The 16,094-nt window shown below is 70.9% G+C and carries 15 protein-coding genes; 14 read left to right on the top strand and 1 reads right to left on the bottom strand.

Annotated elements, in window-relative coordinates:
• Positions 1–61 precede the first annotated feature (61 nt).
• From BDW27_RS02975 to BDW27_RS02960, 4 genes are all read left to right on the top strand, one after another.
• Complete coding sequence (locus tag BDW27_RS02975; RefSeq protein ID WP_110048137.1) at positions 62–712, top strand: GNAT family N-acetyltransferase; 651 nt, start codon at positions 62–64, stop codon at positions 710–712.
• Complete coding sequence (locus BDW27_RS02970) at positions 709–1,347, top strand: GNAT family N-acetyltransferase (protein WP_110048136.1); 639 nt, start codon at positions 709–711, stop codon at positions 1,345–1,347. The genes BDW27_RS02975 and BDW27_RS02970 overlap by 4 nt, the downstream gene beginning before the upstream one ends.
• Positions 1,344–2,141, top strand: coding sequence for a purine-nucleoside phosphorylase (locus tag BDW27_RS02965; RefSeq protein ID WP_017546761.1), 798 nt, complete (start codon positions 1,344–1,346; stop codon positions 2,139–2,141). Before BDW27_RS02970 ends, BDW27_RS02965 begins: the two co-directional genes overlap by 4 nt.
• Positions 2,142–2,225: 84 nt before the next feature.
• Positions 2,226–3,899 (top strand): phospho-sugar mutase, encoded by a 1,674-nt coding sequence (locus BDW27_RS02960; protein WP_110048135.1) that lies wholly within the window; start codon positions 2,226–2,228, stop codon positions 3,897–3,899.
• An 18-nt stretch (positions 3,900–3,917) separates the two neighbouring features.
• Here the strand turns inward: BDW27_RS02960 and BDW27_RS02955 are convergent, their stop codons facing one another.
• Positions 3,918–4,412 (bottom strand): Lrp/AsnC family transcriptional regulator, encoded by a 495-nt coding sequence (locus BDW27_RS02955; protein ID WP_017546759.1) that lies wholly within the window; start codon positions 4,410–4,412, stop codon positions 3,918–3,920.
• A 624-nt stretch (positions 4,413–5,036) separates the two neighbouring features.
• On the opposite strand from BDW27_RS02955, the gene BDW27_RS02950 reads away from it, so the two are divergent.
• The 10 genes from BDW27_RS02950 to BDW27_RS02905 all read left to right on the top strand — a co-directional run bounded on the left by BDW27_RS02950 (position 5,037) and on the right by BDW27_RS02905 (position 16,081).
• Positions 5,037–6,074: a thiamine pyrophosphate-dependent dehydrogenase E1 component subunit alpha gene (locus BDW27_RS02950; RefSeq protein ID WP_110048134.1), complete on the top strand. Its 1,038-nt coding sequence runs from the start codon at positions 5,037–5,039 to the stop codon at positions 6,072–6,074.
• Positions 6,071–7,090 carry an alpha-ketoacid dehydrogenase subunit beta gene (locus tag BDW27_RS02945; protein WP_017546757.1) on the top strand — a complete coding sequence of 340 codons (1,020 nt, stop codon included), beginning with the start codon at positions 6,071–6,073 and terminating at the stop codon, positions 7,088–7,090. Before BDW27_RS02950 ends, BDW27_RS02945 begins: the two co-directional genes overlap by 4 nt.
• 5 nt (positions 7,091–7,095) lie before the next feature.
• On the top strand, positions 7,096–7,440 hold the full coding sequence (locus BDW27_RS02940; protein ID WP_017546756.1) for a biotin/lipoyl-containing protein: 345 nt from the start codon (positions 7,096–7,098) through the stop codon (positions 7,438–7,440).
• Between the two features lie 137 nt (positions 7,441–7,577).
• Complete coding sequence (locus tag BDW27_RS02935) at positions 7,578–8,309, top strand: alpha/beta fold hydrolase (RefSeq protein ID WP_110048133.1); 732 nt, start codon at positions 7,578–7,580, stop codon at positions 8,307–8,309.
• Between the two features lie 336 nt (positions 8,310–8,645).
• A complete protein-coding gene (locus tag BDW27_RS02930; RefSeq protein ID WP_110048132.1) occupies positions 8,646–9,698 on the top strand; it encodes a BMP family protein in 1,053 nt (350 codons plus the stop codon).
• A gap of 181 nt (positions 9,699–9,879) precedes the next feature.
• Entirely contained in the window at positions 9,880–11,487 is a 1,608-nt protein-coding gene (locus BDW27_RS02925) for an ABC transporter ATP-binding protein (RefSeq protein WP_017546753.1), read from the top strand.
• Positions 11,484–13,046, top strand: a complete 1,563-nt coding sequence (locus tag BDW27_RS02920) for an ABC transporter permease (protein ID WP_110048131.1) — start codon at positions 11,484–11,486, stop codon at positions 13,044–13,046. Before BDW27_RS02925 ends, BDW27_RS02920 begins: the two co-directional genes overlap by 4 nt.
• Positions 13,043–14,302, top strand: a complete 1,260-nt coding sequence (locus BDW27_RS02915; protein WP_110048130.1) for an ABC transporter permease — start codon at positions 13,043–13,045, stop codon at positions 14,300–14,302. Before BDW27_RS02920 ends, BDW27_RS02915 begins: the two co-directional genes overlap by 4 nt.
• Entirely contained in the window at positions 14,281–14,694 is a 414-nt protein-coding gene (locus BDW27_RS02910) for a cytidine deaminase (protein ID WP_017546750.1), read from the top strand. The genes BDW27_RS02915 and BDW27_RS02910 overlap by 22 nt, the downstream gene beginning before the upstream one ends.
• Before the next feature lie 97 nt (positions 14,695–14,791).
• On the top strand, positions 14,792–16,081 hold the full coding sequence (locus BDW27_RS02905; RefSeq protein WP_110048129.1) for a thymidine phosphorylase: 1,290 nt from the start codon (positions 14,792–14,794) through the stop codon (positions 16,079–16,081).
• Positions 16,082–16,094 lie beyond the last annotated feature (13 nt).

The following is a 16,094-nucleotide window of genomic DNA, read 5'->3' as shown; positions in this document are numbered from 1 at the left end:
CGGTCCGGCCCGCCCCCACCTTCCGGGGGCGGGAACGGCCCGACAGCCGAGTGGAGGAACGGTGTCAGCGAACACCCCCGAGCAGGCCGAGCCCCGAACCACCGAATCACGCGCGCCCGAACCGGTGCGCGTCCCCGGGCTGCGCCTGGTGCGCCTGGACCGCACCACCCCCGAGGTGGCCCTGCTGCGCGAGGTCCTGCCCCGCCAGCGGGTCGCCCCCGACCAGCGCCGGTTCATCGACGAGGCGGTGCACACCCTGCCCCGCGCCGACGACGACCCCGCGCGCCACCCCTTCGCGGTCGTCCTCAACGACGGGCCCCTGACCGACCGGAGCGCCGTCCTGGAGGCCTGTGTCGGCTTCGGAGTCGTCGACCGGGCCGGACAGCTCCGCGAACTGGTCGACGACCCGGAGACCGCCGTGCAGCTGCGCGCCTTCTACATCGCCCTCGAACACCAGGGGAAGGGCATCGGCCGCGCCGCCTGCTCCGCCCCGCTGCTCGACCTCCTGGTGGCGGCGATCGCACCCGCGGCCACCCAGATCGTCCTGTGCGTCAACGACGGCAACGACATGGGTGAGCGCACCTACCGTTCGGCCGGGTTCACCCCCAACGGTCGCCGCCACGACGCGGGCCAGCACGGCATGCAGAGCGTGCTGACCCGACCCGTCGAGACCGGATCCCACCCCGTACCGCAGCTACCGGAACTCCGATGACGCGCTGGCGGGGGTCGCGCAGGAGGGCGGCGGGGCGCTGGGACACCTCCCAGGTCCGCCTGGTGCGGCTGGACTCGGGGACGGCCGAGGCCGGCCTGCTCCGGGACGCCGCCCTCGAACACGACCTGCCGCCCGAGCAGCTGCGCTTCACCGGGCTGCCCGCACGGACCCTGCCCGACGCCGACGGCGACCCCGAACGCTTCCCGTACGCGATCGTCGCCCTGGAGGGGCCGCTGACCGGCCCCGACCGGGCGCGGGCCGCCTGCGCGGGGTTCGGTGTGCTGGACCGGCTCCTGCGCTCGGAGCTGGTCGACGCGCCGGAGCGGGCGGTACTGCTGCGCGCCTACTACGTCACGCCACAATGGCAGGGCCGGGGAGTCGGCCGGGCCTCCTGCTCCGCACCCCTGCTGGACGGACTGGCCCACGAGGTCGCTCCGGGCGCCGAGGAGATCGTGCTCTGCGTCAACCGGGCCAACCAACCGGCGCAGCGCGTCTACAAGGCCTCCGGATTCGACTTCACCGGCACGGTCGTCCCAGGTGGCGCGGGCCCCCAGGAAGTGATGTCCCGCCCCCTGGAGACCGGAACCCACCCCGCACCGCACCAGCGGTACCGACGAACGGAGAAACCCCAGTGACTCGCACACCCCAGGCCGCCGCCGAGGAGGCCGCGACCGAGCTGCGTTCACGCACCGGTGTGGACAGCTACGACGTGGCCCTGGTGATGGGGTCCGGCTGGGCGCCCGCCGCCGACCTGCTCGGCGACTCCAAGCACGAGTTCGCCACCTCCGAACTGCCCGGGTTCCTGCCCCCGGCGGTGGAGGGGCACAGCGGCACCCTGCGGAGCATCGTGGACGGCGACCGCCACGTGCTCGCCTTCCTCGGCCGCACCCACCTGTACGAGGGCCACGGCACCGACGCGGTCGTGCACAACGTCCGCACCGCCGTCGCGGCGGGCGCGCGGACCGTCGTGCTCACCAACGCTGCGGGCGGCATCAACACCGACTACGCCGTGGGCTCCCCGGTCCTCATCGCCGACCACCTCAACATGACCGCGCGCTCCCCGCTGACCGGCGCGACCTTCGTGGACCTCACCGAGACCTACACCCCGGAGCTGCGCGCCCTGGCCCGCGAGGTCGACCCCGACCTTCCCGAGGGCGTGTACGCGGCCATGCCCGGCCCGCACTTCGAGACCCCCGCCGAGATCCGCATGCTCCGCGCCATGGGAGCCGACCTGGTCGGCATGTCCACGGTCCTCGAGGCCATCGCCGCCCGGGAGGCCGGGGCCCGCGTGCTGGGCATGTCCCTGGTCACCAACATCGCCGCCGGTCTGGAGGGAGCCAACCTCGACCACGAGGACGTCCTCGCCACCGGCCGCGACTCCGCCGCGACCGTCGGCCGTCTGCTCGCGGACATCGTCAAGAGGTTCTAGGCGAGCCCGCCCTCCGCCTCGGTCCGGTGCCCCTGTGCCCCGCTTCGCCCCGGCCCCGCCCGCTCATCCAGACAGGAGATTCCCATGATCGACTCCGCGCTCCTCGTCGAGGCCAGGGACTGGCTCGACCAGGACCCCGACCCCGGCACCCGGGGGGAACTGGGCGCGCTCCTGGCCCGCGTCGAGGTCGGCGACGGGGAGGCCCTGGCCGACCTCGACGACCGGTTCGCGGCGCGGCTGGAGTTCGGCACGGCGGGACTGCGCGGTGCGCTGGGGGCCGGGCCCAACCGGATGAACCGCGTCGTGGTCATGCGCGCGGCGGCGGGGATCGCGGCGTGGCTCGGGGCGGAGCGCCGACACGTGGTGATCGGCTACGACGCCCGCCACCGGTCGGCCGACTTCGCCCGGGACAGCGCCGCCGTCCTCACCGGGGCCGGGCACCGGGTGTCCCTGCTGCCCGGCCCGCTGCCCACGCCCGTGCTGGCCCACACCCTGCGGCGGTTGGGCGCGGACGCCGGGATCGTGGTCACCGCCAGCCACAACCCGCCCCAGGACAACGGCTACAAGGTGTACGTGGGCGGGTCCGGTCACGACGCGGGCAGCCAGATCGTCTCACCGGTGGACGCCGAGATCTCCGCGGCCATCGACGCGGTGGGGCCGGTCGGCGCGCTGCCGCTGGGCGAGGACTGGGAGGTGCTGGGCGCCGACGCGGTCTCGGAGTACCTGGACGCGGTGACCGCGCTGGTTCCGGACGGGCCCAGGGAGCTCTCGGTGGTCTACACGCCCCTGCACGGCGTGGGCGGCCGGGTGCTGTCGGAGGCGGTGGAGCGGGCCGGGTTCGCGGCGCCCGAGGTGGTGGTCGAGCAGTTCGAACCGGACCCGGACTTCCCCACTGTCGCCTTCCCCAATCCGGAGGAGCCGGGTGCGATGGACCTGGCCCTGGCGGCGGGGGAGGCCCACGGGGCGGACCTGGTGGTGGCCAACGACCCCGACGCCGACCGGCTGGCCCTGGCGGTGCCCGGGTACGGCCTCCTCACCGGGAACGAAGTCGGCGGCCTGCTCGCCGAGTACGTGCTGGACCACACAAGTGGCGCGGACCGGGTGGTGGCCACCTCGATCGTCTCCTCCAGTCTGCTCGGCAAGATCGCCCGGGACAGGGGAGTGCACTACGAGGAGACCCTGACCGGCTTCAAGTGGTTGGCTCGCGCGGGCGCGCCGGGCCAGAGCAGGGTGTTCTCCTACGAGGAGGCGCTGGGCTACTGCGTGGGCGGGGACGACGGCCGACCGGTGGCCGACAAGGACGGCGTGAGCGCGGCGCTCGTGGCGCTGGCGCTGGCGGCCGAGGCGCGTAGCCGGGGCCGCACGCTGGTCGACCTCCTCGACGACCAGGCCCGGCGGTACGGCCTGCACCTGAGCGACCAGTTGTCGGTCCGGGTGCGGGACCTCTCGGAGATCACCGCGGCGATGCGGCGGTTGCGCGCCGAACCGCCCGCCGCGTTCGGCCCCCTGAAGGTGTCGGGGGTCGTGGACTTCGCCGACGGGCACGTGGGTCTGCCGCCGACGGACGCCGTGCGGTTCGAGCTCGAAGGTGGGACGCGTGGGCGGGTGACGCTGCGCCCCTCGGGGACCGAACCCAAACTGAAGGCCTACGCAGAGGTGGTGTCGGGGGTCGACGGCGACATCGCTGCCAGCCGCGCGCGCGGCTCGGAACTGCTGTCCGAGCTGATGACGGCGGTCGCCGGGGTGGTCAGGGGATGATCCGGGGGTGGGGCGGGGTCACTCGCTCCCCTCGGCGGGCTCCACGACCGGTCGGTGTACGACCTCGTCGATGACGGTGAGCGTCTGGGTGGACGTCACACCGGGGAGCGACTGGAGGCGGCTCAGGATCAGGTCGCGCAGCTGGTTGGTGTTGGCGACGCGGACCAGCAGCACGATGTCAGCCGACCCCACCACGTACCAGCAGTACTCGATCTCGGGGTAGGACGAGAGGATCTCCCGGTTGGCCCGCCAGTCGGGCTGACTGCCGGAGATGAGGACGAGCGCGGTGACGCCGAGCCCCATCTTGGAGTGGTCGGTCACCACGGAGTAGCCGCGGATGACCCCTTCGTCGGTGAGGCGCTTGATCCGGTTGTATGCCGTGGCTCGGGAGACGTTGGCCAGCGCGGCGATCTCGGTGATGCCGGTCCGGGCGTCCTTGGCGAGCGCGCTCAGAATGGTCTGGTCGGTCGTGTCCGGCCGCCGGCCGTTCCTGTGCTGTTCGCCCATGGCCATGTGCGTGCTCCTCGTGTGCTCTTGTCGCAGGGCTCGGCTCCGTGCTGTCTTCATTGACAGGAAGCTGGGAAAAACCGGTCGGGGAGATGACGGACGCACGTTCCGTGGTGCTCGGGTCGGTGTGGGGGTATCGGGGGGATTCGTGCGTACGGACCTCTTGTGCGAACCGCCAAACAGGGGAGTGGCGGAGGAGTTCCGACTGTACTCATGGTTGACGCACGGAGTAGGTCGAGGGTTTCCCTGACTGAGCAGTAACTACACCCGAACCGCCGGAATCCGCCAGAAATTCTTGTCCTGACACCCATTCTCCGCATATTTGTCGTGACTGTCCGGGCATACGACGACTCCTGTGTGTGGCTTCCGGGCTTCCCTTCGGCGGGGTTGGCGGATGGTGGTGTTGATGGTGATTCGTGATGTTTGGCACTGCGTGTCGTTTTCCCCTGTTTCGGAGGCTGAAACTTGGACATCCACGAACGAAACCAGGTCCGATGTTCTTGATCGTATCGACTGTACGGTCGTATCTAGCGAAACTGTCCAGTTGTACGGAGAATCAAAGGCAGACCTGACCACCCCGAGCCCGGGTCGCGCCACACGCGCGCAGGGCCACGTTGGGAGCCGCTCGACATGCCAACCCCAGAGCCCACGGGCCAGGGCGCCATCACCGTGGAGCACCTGCGACCCGAACTCACCCGGGAGCTGTACCGCGCCATGCGCACCGCGCGTGACCTGGACACCGAGGCCATCGCCCTCCAGCGGCAGGGCGTCTTCCCCGCGTACGTCTCCGTCCGGGGTCAGGAGGCCGCCCAGGTGGGCAGCGCCAGCGCGCTCGACCCCACCCGCGACTTCGTCTTCCCCACCTACCGCGAGATGGCCTCCGCCCTCGCCTACGGCGTGGAGATGGTCGCCTACATGGCCACCCACCGCGCCCTGTGGCACGGCGGACTCCACGACGTCATGGAGTCCCGCTTCGGCGCCATCAACGCGGTCGTCGGCGGCCCCGTCCCGCACGCCGTGGGATGGGCGGTCGGCGAACGGCTCCGCGGCGGTGACGGTGTCGCCATGGCCTACTTCGGCGACGGCGCCAGCTCCGAGGGCGACGTGCACGAGTCCATGAACTTCGCGGGCGTGTTCACGGCACCCGTCGTCTTCCTCTGCCAGAACAACCAGTGGGCCCTCTCGGTGCCCAACGAGCGCCAGGTCGCGGGCGGCTCCGTCGCGGCCCGCGCCGAGGGCTACGGCATGCCCGGGGTGCTCGTCGACGGCAACGACGTCGGCGCCGTGTACACCGCCACCGCCGAGGCGGTCGAGCGTGCCCGCGCGGGCGGCGGCCCCACGGTCATCGAGGCCCTCACCTACCGGGTCGAACCCCACTCCACCTCCGACGACCCCAGCCGCTACCGGGACCGAGCCGACACCGACCACTGGCGCACACGCGACCCCCTCGACCTGCTGCGCACCGCGATGATCGAGGCCGGGCACGACGACGAGTCCCACCTCGCCACCGTCGACGCGGAGGCCGCCAAGCGCGCCGAGGAGATCCGTGACGGGGTCGCCGAGGCCCCCGAGCCCGACGGCTCCGAACTGTTCACCCACGTGTTCCGGGAGACCACCGAGGAGCTGGCCCGGCAGCACCGCACCTGGCAGGAAGAGGTCGAGCTGTGACCGAGCTGATCGAACACACCGACGCCCCGGCCGACTCCCGAGCGGTCGAGCTGTCCATGCAGCAGGCGATCAACCGGGCCCTGCGCGTCCTGTTGGAGGAGGACCCCGACGTCCTCGTCTTCGGTGAGGACGTCGGCGCCCTCGGCGGCGTCTTCCGCGTCACCGACGGTCTCCAGAAGGAGTTCGGCGACCAGCGCGTCTTCGACACCCCGCTGGCGGAGTCGGCCATCATGGGCATGGCGGTCGGTCTGGCGATGAACGGCTGGCGGCCGGTCCCCGAGCTCCAGTTCGACGGATTCGCGTATCCGGCCGTCGACCAGATCGTCAACCAGGTGGCGCGCATGAACTACCGCACGCGTGGCGCCGCCCCCATGCCGATCACCCTGCGCCTGCCGTCCTTCGGCGGCATCCAGGCACCCGAGCACCACGGGGAGAGCCTGGAGGCGCTCTTCGCGCACACCCCCGGGCTGAAGGTCGTCGCCCCCTCCGACCCCGCCGAGGCGTACAGCCTGCTGCTCCAGTCCGTGCGCTCCGACGACCCGGTCGTCTACATGGAGCCCAAAGCCCGCTACTGGGACCGCCGCCCGGTGGTGCTGAGCGAGCCCACCGACCCCATCGGCACCAGCAGGATCGTGCGCCCCGGCAGCCACGCCACCCTCGTCGCCTGGGGCGCGATGGTGCACCGCTGCCTCCAAGTGGCCGAACTCGCCGCCGAGGACGGAGTGGACCTGGAGGTCCTCGACCTGCGCTGGCTCAAGCCCATCGACGCCGCCGGGCTGGCCGCCTCGGTGGCGCGCACCAAGCGCGCCGTGGTCGTCCACGAGGCCCCGCTCACCGCGGGACTCGGCGCGGAGGTGGCCACCCTCATCACCGAGAACTGCTTCCGTGAGCTGGCCGCCCCGGTCCAGCGCGTCACCGGGTTCGACGTGCCCTACCCGGCCGGACCGCTGGAGCCCCAGTACCTGCCGACGATCGACCGCGTCCTGCTCGCGGTCCAGCGAACCCTGGAGTACTAGCCCACATGGCAGAAGAGAACATCACCTTCACCCTCCCCGACCTGGGCGAGGGCCTGGTCGAGGCGACCGTCCTGGAGTGGCAGGTCGCGGTCGGGGACACGATCGGCCGCAACGACCCCCTGGTCGAGGTGGAGACCACCAAGTCCGCCGTGGTCATCCCCTCGCCCAAGGCCGGGCGCGTGGTGGAGCTGCACGCGGAGGAGGAGCAGGTGGTCCCCGTCGGCGACCCCCTGGTGACCTTCGCGGTGGAGGTCGAGGAAAGGGCGCCGCAGGCCGGAATCGTCGGACGCGTTCCCACTGAGGACGCCAAACCGCAGCGCCGGGTCCGACTCAGGCCCCCGACGAACTGAGGCCGTGACGACAAGGGCCCGTTCGGACGTCGACACCAACGGAACGGCCCTTCGGGTCATTCTGTTTATGGGAACGTCTGAATGGGCCCTCGTTCGCTTCCAACAAATCCCCACCGGATCGAGAACGGAAAAGATTCATGAACGCGAATCTCGTCGGAGACGTGACAATGCGTTATGCGGATTTGCCGCCGCAGGCCCCCGGCGATCACCTTCCGGTGCTTCTGCTGCACGGTTTCGGTACCACGTTCGAGATGAATTGGAGCGCCGCCGGGTGGCCGCGCGCGTTCGACACCGCCGGACGCCGGGTGATCGGCCCGGACCTGCGCGGGCACGGGGCCAGTGACAAGCCGACCGACAGCGGGCTCTACCTGCCCGAACACTTCGTCGCCGACCTTGTGGGTCTGCTCGACGAGCTGGCCGTGGAGCGCGTCGACGTCGTCGGCTACTCCATGGGCTCCCGGATCGCCTGGGAACTCGCGCTCACCGCGCCCGAGCGGGTGCGTCGTACGGTGCTGGGCGGGTTCGGCCCGGCCGACGCCCTGGCGGGCCTGGGTGCTGCCGAACCGGGCGCGGGGGACACCCCCTTCGACCACGTGTACCGGACCGTGGTCGCGCTTCCGGGCAACGACGCCGCGGCGCTCGCCGCGTGCGCCCGCGGCCAGGCCGCCCGTCCCTTCCAGGAGGAACCGCGTCCCGAGGGCCTCCCGCCGCTCCTGGTCGCCGGAGCGGGGGACACCGTCGCCGAGGGTGCCGCCGGGCTCGCTGAGCGCTGTGGCGGGTCGTTCGTGGAGATCCCGGGTCGCGAGCACGCCAACGCCGTCTCGTCGCGCGTCTTCAAGCAGGCCGTGGTGGAGTTCCTCCAGGACTGAACCCGCGCCCGCCAAGTGGATCAGGCCGGTCTAGACCGGATGGGGCCGAACAGGGCGAGGTCACCACAGGTGAAGGTCACGACACGGGCGGTCGCAAAGCCGGATTCATCGAGAGAACAGGAGGTCAAAAACAGCGATTAGGCCGAAGGTTGCCCCGATCCGGTGTGCTCTTGGTAACTTCCCGGTAAGGCCCCGTGTCACTCTGCTCTCGCCTTCATAACAACTACGGCCGTGGGTTAGATGTACATTCGGCCAGCGGATATCGTCCGGCTGCAGAACTCAGGTCGGTCCCGCGCGGAATGCGGTCCGCTGAGAGGGCGAAGGGGAGACTTTCAAGTGAAGCGCAGCAACGCAGCCAAGTTCGCAGCGGTCGCCGCCGCGGGCGTGCTGGCACTCACCGCGTGCGACAACGCGGCCGACGACGGTGCCAGTGGCGGAGGCGACGGCGAGACCTCCTCCGACGTCAAGGTCGGCCTGGCCTACGACGTCGGCGGCCGCGGTGACCGCTCCTTCAACGACTCCGCCTACCGCGGCCTCGAGCAGGCCGCCGAGGAGCTGGGCGTGGAGACCAACGACTTCGAGCCCGCCGACGGCGAGGCCGAGTCCGCCAAGGAGGAGCGCCTGGCCACCATGGCCGAGGAGGGCTACGACGTCATCATCGCCGTGGGCTTCGCCTACGACGCCGCCGTCCAGGCCGTCGCCCCCGAGTACCCGGAGGTCGACTTCGCGATCGTCGACTCCGAGATTGAGGAGATCGACAACGTCACCAGCCTCGTCTTCGCCGAGGAGCAGGCCTCCTTCCTCGCCGGTGCCGCCGCCGCCCTGACCACCGACGAGGACCACGTCGGCTTCATCGGCGGTGTCGAGACTCCGCTGATCCGCAAGTTCGAGGCGGGTTACGTCGCGGGCGTCGCGCACGTCAACGAGGACATCGAGGTGGAGATCAACTACCTCAGCCAGCCGCCGGACTTCGCCGGGTTCAACGACCCGGCCCAGGGCCGTGAGGCCGCCCAGGCCCAGTACGACCGCGGCGCGGACGTCATCTACCACGCCGCCGGCGCCTCGGGCAACGGCATCCTCCAGTCCGCCGTCGACAACGAGTTCACCTTCATCGGCGTCGACAGCGACCAGTACGAGAACGCCGAGGAGGAGCAGAAGCCGTACGTGCTGACCTCCGCCATCAAGCAGGTCGACGTCTCGGTCTTCGAGTTCATCCGCTCCGCCACCGAGGGCGACGTCGACGCCGGGATCAAGCGCTTCGACCTCAGCGAGGGCGGCGTGGACTACACGCTGACCAACGAAGAGGCCATCGAGCCCGTCCAGGACCAGCTCGACGAGCTCAAGCAGCAGATCATCGACGGTGAGATCGAGGTTCCCAGCCAGCCGTAACGGCGCTGGGACACTCCACGGAGCGGGCACCGGGCCCGCGCCGTGACCCGAACGAACACGGAGCCGGAGGGGCCAGCCCCCTTCGGCTCCGCCCGGTAGCCGCACCGCGACGAAGGCGTCCCGGCCGTGGCCGATCCCAGGCCCGTCCGCGCCCCGCCGCACATTCCCACAGAGGAGTCTGATGAGCAGCACGCCATCGGGCGGCGGGTCGAACGAACCCGCCGCCGTTGAGCTGCGCGGGATCACCAAGCGTTTTCCCGGCGTCGTGGCCAACCACGACATCGACATCACCGTGGCTCCCGGTACCGTGCACGCCATCGTCGGCGAGAACGGAGCGGGCAAGTCCACGCTGATGAAGACCCTGTACGGCATGCACCGGCCGGACGAGGGCACCATCCACATCCGTGGCCGGGAGGTGCGCTTCCACTCGCCCTCCGACGCCATCAAGCACGGCATCGGCATGGTCCACCAGCACTTCATGCTGGCGGACAACCTCACCGTGCTGGAGAACGTGGTCCTGGGTGCCGAGCGCAGGCACGGCATCGGCCGCAAGGCGCGCGCCCGCATCCAGGAGCTGTCCGCCCAGTACGGGCTCGGCGTCGACCCCGACCGCCTCATGGAGGACCTGGGCGTCGGCGACCGCCAGCGCGTGGAGATCCTCAAGGTGCTCTACCGGGGCGCCCAGACGATCATCCTGGACGAGCCCACCGCCGTGCTGGTGCCGCAGGAGGTCGAGGAACTCTTCGACAACCTGCGCGTGCTCAAGCGTGAGGGCCTCACCGTCATCTTCATCTCGCACAAGCTCGACGAGGTCCTGTCGGTCGCGGACGAGATCACCGTCATCCGGCGCGGCACCACGGTGGCCACCGCCGACCCGCGCACCACCTCGGCCCGCCAGCTGGCCACGCTCATGGTCGGCGGGGAACTGCCCGTCCCCGAGCTGCGCGAGTCCACCGTCACCGACAAGGTCGTGCTCGCCCTGTCCGGGGTCACCGTGCTCTCCTCCGAGGGCCGACCGGTGGTCGACGACGTCACCCTGGACATCCGCGAGGGCGAGATCGTCGGCATCGCCGGGGTCGAGGGCAACGGCCAGTCCGAGCTCATCGAGGCCATCATGGGGATGCGCCGGGCCAGTTCCGGCACCATCACCCTCGAAGAGCGCGACATCACCGAGTGGTCCACGCTGAGCATCCGCGAGGCCGGTGTCGGCTACATCCCCGAGGACCGCCACCGGCACGGCATCCTGCTGGAGTCCCCGCTCTGGGAGAACCGCATCCTCGGCCACCAGACCCGGGAACCCAGCGTCAACGGTGCCTGGATCAACCGGTCCGGTGCCCGCGCCGACTCCGAGCGCATCGTCGGCGAGTACGACGTGCGCACCCCCAACATTGACGTCATCGCCGACGCGCTGTCCGGGGGCAACCAGCAGAAGTTCATCATCGGCCGGGAGATGAGCGGGGACCCGCGCTTCCTGGTCGCCGCACACCCGACCCGAGGCGTGGACGTGGGCGCGCAGTCGGCCATCTGGGAGCAGCTGCGCGAGGCGCGCGCCGCCGGGCTGGCCGTGCTGCTCATCTCCGCCGACCTCGACGAGCTCATCGGCATGTCCGACACACTCCACGTCATCCTGCGCGGCCGCCTGGTCGCGGAGGCCGACCCCACCAGCGTCACCCCCGAACAGCTCGGATCCGCCATGACCGGCGCCGGACTGGACGGCTCGGACGCGCACACGGAAGGTGACAGCGGTGCTGAGGGCGCCCATCGTAACGAGAGCGAGGGCGGCGCATGACTGACAGCGGACGCCGCACCGTCGCGGCACCGATCGTGATCCTCCTCGCCGTCCTCATGGGCGGTCTGGTCACCGTCGTGCTGGACCTGTTCCTCCTGTGGTGGGCCGCGCTCATCGTCGGAGTGACCCTCGCCTTCGTCCTCGTGGCCGTGCTCGCCCCGATGACCCCCGACCGGGGCCGGGTGGGCGCCGACGGCACCAAGGAGGAGGGCACACCCCTCCACAACGTCCTCGTCCTCCCGATGGCCCTGGTGCTGTCGGTCGTGGGCGGCCTGGTCGCCGGGTGGATGCTGGACCTCTCGCTGATCGAGCCCGTCGCGGCCGCGTCGGGCGCGGTGATCGGCTCGCTGCTGGCGTTCGTGCTCTTCCACCGCCTCGCGGCGATGATGGCGCTGTCCTTCGCCGCCGTCCTGACGGCGGGCGTGATCGCGATCGGCGTCACCGCCGCCGTCCTGTACTTCAGCGGTATCGCCCCGCTGCCCACCTTCGAGCGGATGCTGGAGTACGGCACCCGGCCCAACAGCCTGGTGCAGATCATCAACGACAGCACCACCTACTACCTGGCCGCCGTAGCCGTGGCGATCGGCTTCAAGATGAAGCTGTTCAACATCGGTGTGGACGGTCAGTACCGGCTCGCGGCCCTGCTGGCCGCCGCCGTCGGCGGGTACCTGGTGCTGCCCCCGGTGCTCAGCCAGTTCGTGGTCATCCTCACCGCCGTGGCCGTGGGCGGCCTGTGGGCGGGCATCGCGGGCTACCTCAAGGTCGCCCGGGGCGTGTCCGAGGTGATCTCCACGATCATGCTCAACGCGATCGCCACCGGCATCACCGCCTACCTGCTGACCGAGGGCCGCCTCGCGGTCGAGATCAGCACCAACAACATCGGCACCCCGCCCATCCCCGAGTCGGGCTGGGTCCCGGGCATCCCGGCGACCTTCCTCGGCTCGGACCGGGAGATCTACGGTCTGATCCTGCTGTCCGTCGCCGTGGGCATCGGGTACTGGATCATGCTCAACCGCACGCGGTTCGGCTTCGAGCTGCGGGCCACCGGCCAGTCGCAGACGGCGGCCGAGGCCAGCGGCGTGAACGTCAAGAAGATGGTCTTCCTGTCCATGCTCTTCTCGGGCATGGTCGCCGGTCTGGTGGGTCTGCCGCAGTTGCTCGGCAACTCCCACTACTACGCGCTGGACTTCCCGACGGGGATCGGCTTCATCGGCATCGCGATCGCGCTGCTGGGCCGCAACCACCCCGTGGGCATCGTCTTCGCCTCCCTGTTCTGGGCCTTCCTGACCCAGGCGGCGGGCATCCTGCCCTTCGACGGAATCCCGCAGGAGATCGCCGTCATCGCGCAGGCCACCATCGTCCTCACGGTCGTCGTGGTCTACGAGGTCGTGCACCGCTGGGGCCGCCGCTACCAGCAGCAGCAGATCGGCAGGCAGCTCGGCCGTACGACCGAGTCCACCCCGGAGCCCGCGGCCGTGTCCGACGGCGGCGCCTCCGACGGAGCCGTCACCGAGGACACCGACGGCACCGACGACAAGCGCGGCGGGGAGGCACAGTGAGCCAGGAACTCAACGTGATGGAGCCGGTGACCCAGCGGTCCCGGCCCCGGGGGTGGGCGCGCTGGCGCGTCCTCACCCTGCTGATGGCGGTCTTCGTGTCGCTGGCGGGTCTGCGCGTCATCACCGGTCAGGACATGCTGACCGACGCGGGCACCGTCCGCACCACGCTGACGTTCGCGGTCCCGATCGGTCTGGCTGCCCTCGGCGGTCTGTGGGCCGAGCGCGCGGGCATCATCAACATCGGCCTCGAGGGCATGATGATCTTCGGGACGTGGTTCGGCGCGTACTTCGCGTGGAGCTTCAACGACCCGTGGATCGGCCTGCTGGCCGGAACCCTGGGCGGCATGCTCGGCGGCCTGATCCACGCGGTGGCCACCGTGACCTTCGCGGTGGACCACATCGTGTCCGGTGTGGCGATCAACATCCTCGCCCTGGGCGCCATGCGCTACCTGTCGATCCTGGTCTACTCCGACATCCCCGGCGCGGGTGCGGCCCAGTCCCCGTCGGCGCCGTCGTTCCCGACCCTGAACCTGCCGTGGCTGCCGGAGGCGCTCGCCCCGGTCGCCCAGAGCGGTATCTTCCTGGTCAGCGACCTGGCCGCGCTGGTCATCGGCCTCACGACCCGGATGTCCGCGCTGACCCTCATCGCCATCCTGCTGGTCCCGATCAGCTACCTGGTGCTGTGGAAGACCACCTTCGGCCTGCGGCTGCGCTCGGTGGGTGAGAACCCCGACGCCGCCGAGTCCCTCGGTGTGCCGGTGTACACGCTCAAGTACGTCGCCGTGGTCATCTCCGGTGGTCTGGCTGGTATGGGCGGCGTGTTCCTCGCGATCGTCGCCTCCCAGATCTACCAGGAGGGGCAGACCGGCGGCCGCGGGTACATCGGTCTGGCCGCGATGATCTTCGGCAACTGGCGGCCGGGCGGCCTGGCGATGGGCGCGACCCTGTTCGGCTACACCGACGCGCTCCAGCTGCGCGGCGGCGGCGCGGCCATCCACGCGCTGCTGCTGCTCCTGGCCGTGGTCCTGCTCGTGGTGGCCGTGTGGCAGGTGCGCAAGGACCGCAAGGGCATCGCCGTGGCGGGTTTCCTCGCCGCGATCGTCCTGCTCTTCTGGTACTTCAGCACCGACTCGCTGCCGCGTGAGCTGGCGACCTACAGCCCGCACATCGCCACGCTGCTGGTGCTCTCGCTGGCCTCGCAACGGCTGCGCGCACCCGCCGGGATCGGAAAACAGTGGAGGGCGAGCAGGTCATGACCGACACCGCAGTGGACTGGGAGGCCCTCCGGGAGACCGCCCGGGAGGCCATGGGCCGCGCCTACGCGCCCTACTCGAACTACCCGGTGGGGGCGGCGGCGCTGGTCGACGACGGCCGGGTGGTGAGCGGCTGCAACGTGGAGAACGCCTCCTACGGTGTGGGCCTGTGCGCCGAATGCGGTCTGGTCAGCGCCCTGCACGCCTCCGGCGGCGGTCGGCTGGTCGCCTTCGCCTGCGTGGACGGTCGGGGCCTGGCCCTGATGCCGTGCGGGCGCTGCCGTCAGCTCCTGTACGAACACGGCGGGCCGGACCTGTTGGTGGACACGCCGGAGGGCATCCTGCCCATGGAGCGCGTGCTGCCCCAGGCCTTCGGACCGCACAACCTCGCCTGACGGGCGGAGCACCATCGGTCGTCTCCCCGGTCGCCGGTCCACGGCGGCCGGGGAGACGTCGTTTCGCACCACCTCTTCACGACGGAAGGAACATGACATGGACGTCATCGAGATCATCCGGGCCAAGCGCGACGGGGGACGGCTCTCCCCGGAGCAGATCGACTGGGTGATCGGGGCCTACACCCGTGGTGAGGTGGCCGAGGAGCAGATGGCGGCGCTGGCGATGGCGATCTTCCTGCGCGGCATGGACCGCGCGGAGGTGAGCCGCTGGACCGAGGCCATGCTCTCCTCCGGCGACCGGCTGGACTTCACCGACCTGGCCAGGCCCACCACGGACAAGCACTCCACCGGGGGTGTGGGGGACAAGATCACCCTTCCGCTCACCCCCACCGTGGCGGCCTGCGGGGCGGCCGTCCCGCAGCTGTCCGGGCGCGGACTCGGGCACACCGGCGGCACCCTCGACAAGCTGGAGTCGATCCCCGGGTGGCGGGCCTCGCTGTCCACTCAGGAGATGCGGGAGGTCATCACCGATACCGGCGGGGTGATCTGCGCGGCAGGGAGCGGGCTCGCCCCGGCTGACCGCAAGCTGTACGCGCTGCGCGACGTCACCGGCACGGTGGAGTCCATCCCGCTGATCGCCGCCTCCATCATGAGCAAGAAGCTCGCGGAGGGCACGGGCGCCCTGGTCCTGGACGTCAAGGTGGGGTCGGGCGCGTTCATGAAGGACGCCGACTCCGCCCGCGAGCTGGCCCGCACCATGGTGGACATCGGCAACGACCACGGAGTGCGCACGGTGGCGCTGCTCACCGACATGGCCACGCCCCTGGGCCGCCAGGTCGGCAACGCGCTGGAGGTCGCGGAGTCGGTGGAGGTGCTCTCCGGGGGCGGCCCCGCCGACGTCGTCGAACTCACCGTGGCGCTGGCCCGCGAGATGCTGGCAGCGGCCGGGATGACGCCCGGTGAGAAGGGTGTGAAGGACCCGGCCGAGGCGCTGCGTGACGGCAGCGCGCTGGAGTCGTGGAAGGCGCTGGTGCGCGCCCAGGGCGGCGACCCGGACGCGCCGCTGCCCGTGGCGGCCGAACGCCGCACCGTGCTGGCCCCGGCCACCGGTGTGGTCACGCGGCTGGACGCCTACCAGGTGGGTCTGGCCGCCTGGCGTCTGGGCGCCGGTCGGGCCCGCAAGGAGGACGACGTCTCCTTCGGCGCCGGGGTCACCCTGCACGCCAAGCCGGGAGAGGCGGTCGCGGCGGGCGAACCCCTGTTCACCCTGCACGCGGACGAGCCCGAACGCTTCGACCGCGCCGCCGAGGCGCTTGAGGGCGCCTTCGACATCGGCGGCGCGGCCGAGCGGAAGCCGGGCCCGCTGGTCATCGACCGGGTCTCCTGACCCGGTGTTCCCC

Origin of the sequence: Nocardiopsis sp. L17-MgMaSL7 (assembly GCF_003182025.1) — a bacterium.
In the GTDB taxonomy this organism is placed as follows: Bacteria; Actinomycetota; Actinomycetes; order Streptosporangiales; family Streptosporangiaceae; genus Nocardiopsis; species Nocardiopsis prasina.
This window is presented reverse-complemented; position numbering and strand designations above follow the sequence as displayed.

What these genes read in the sequence shown, in the direction of transcription:
- BDW27_RS02970 (WP_110048136.1), top strand. Translation starts at nt 709, where the DNA reads ATGACGCGCTGGCGGGGGTCGCGCAGGAGGGCGGCGGGGCGCTGGGAC.
- BDW27_RS02960 (WP_110048135.1), top strand. Translation starts at nt 2,226, where the DNA reads ATGATCGACTCCGCGCTCCTCGTCGAGGCCAGGGACTGGCTCGACCAG.
- BDW27_RS02955 (WP_017546759.1), bottom strand. Translation starts at nt 4,412, where the DNA reads ATGGCCATGGGCGAACAGCACAGGAACGGCCGGCGGCCGGACACGACC.
- BDW27_RS02950 (WP_110048134.1), top strand. Translation starts at nt 5,037, where the DNA reads ATGCCAACCCCAGAGCCCACGGGCCAGGGCGCCATCACCGTGGAGCAC.
- BDW27_RS02940 (WP_017546756.1), top strand. Translation starts at nt 7,096, where the DNA reads ATGGCAGAAGAGAACATCACCTTCACCCTCCCCGACCTGGGCGAGGGC.
- BDW27_RS02935 (WP_110048133.1), top strand. Translation starts at nt 7,578, where the DNA reads ATGAACGCGAATCTCGTCGGAGACGTGACAATGCGTTATGCGGATTTG.
- BDW27_RS02925 (WP_017546753.1), top strand. Translation starts at nt 9,880, where the DNA reads ATGAGCAGCACGCCATCGGGCGGCGGGTCGAACGAACCCGCCGCCGTT.
- BDW27_RS02920 (WP_110048131.1), top strand. Translation starts at nt 11,484, where the DNA reads ATGACTGACAGCGGACGCCGCACCGTCGCGGCACCGATCGTGATCCTC.
- BDW27_RS02905 (WP_110048129.1), top strand. Translation starts at nt 14,792, where the DNA reads ATGGACGTCATCGAGATCATCCGGGCCAAGCGCGACGGGGGACGGCTC.